At 52.6% G+C, this 1,059-nt stretch carries 2 protein-coding genes; both read left to right on the forward strand.

Annotation, left to right across the window (positions count from 1 at the left end; all coding sequences use genetic code 11):
• The coding region (thiM, locus tag ACWHAR_RS22980) for a hydroxyethylthiazole kinase (protein WP_452087935.1) at positions 1-728 on the forward strand (728 nt) is incomplete at its 5' end.
• A gap of 1 nt (position 729) precedes the next feature.
• On the forward strand, positions 730-1,059 hold a 330-nt coding region (locus ACWHAR_RS22985), incomplete at its 3' end, for a thiamine phosphate synthase (protein WP_452087936.1).

Consider the following 1,059-nt stretch of genomic DNA (forward strand, 5'->3'; position numbering starts at 1 on the left):
TCACCAACTTTACGGCAAACGGTTTGCTGGCTCTCGGCGCATCGCCGGTGATGGCGTATGCGAGGGAAGAGGCCGCCGACATGGCAAAGATCGCCGGAGCCCTTGTGCTGAACATCGGCACGCTCAGCCGTGAATCTGTTGAAGCGATGATTATTGCAGGAAAGTCAGCTAATGAACATGGGGTGCCGGTTATTTTTGATCCGGTCGGTGCGGGGGCGACGCCGTTTCGAACGGAATCGGCTCAAGCGATCATGCGCAAAGTGAAGGTTTCTGCCGTCAGAGGCAATGCTGCGGAAATTGCCAACACGCTTGGGGAAGACTGGCTGATCAAAGGCGTGGACGCGGGTGAAGAGAGCGGCGACAGAACGGAGCTCGCAAAAAAAGCCGCGAAATTATGGGATACAGCAGTCATCATAACCGGTGCTGAAGACGTGATAACGGATGGTACAAAAACGTATACCGTGGGCAACGGACATCAGCTGCTTACGAAAGTGACGGGGACAGGCTGCTTGTTTACCTCTGTCATCGGTGCGTTTTGCGCCGTTGAAAAAGACGTTTGCCGTGCCGCTGTATCTGCAGCCGCTTTTTATGGAACAGCGGCCGAGTTGGCCGCGGCGAAAACGGAAAGCCGGGGGCCCGGAAGTTTCCAAATCGAGTTTTTGAATCAGCTTGCTGCCGTTGAAGCTATGGATATAAAAGAACGCGGCAGGATCAGAGAGGTGGAATAAGATGACGCGAGTCTCAGAAGAAGCAATGAAAGATCTGTTGTCGGTCTATTTTATTATGGGGTCAAACAATACCGCAGGGGATCCTTTAACTGTTATTGAAAAAGCTTTAAAAGGCGGTGCGACCCTTTTTCAATTCCGCGAAAAAGGCGAGGGTGCGTTGAAAGCCGGAGATCAAACGGCCTTTGCCCGACAGGTGCAGGCGCTGTGCAAACAGTTCAATGTACCGTTTATTATCAACGATGATGTAGAACTCGCGCTTGAACTTGACGCAGATGGCGTGCATATCGGCCAGGATGATGATAAGGCCGCAGACGTCAGAGCGAGAATCGGG

This window comes from Bacillus sp. LR--39, from assembly GCF_053613335.1.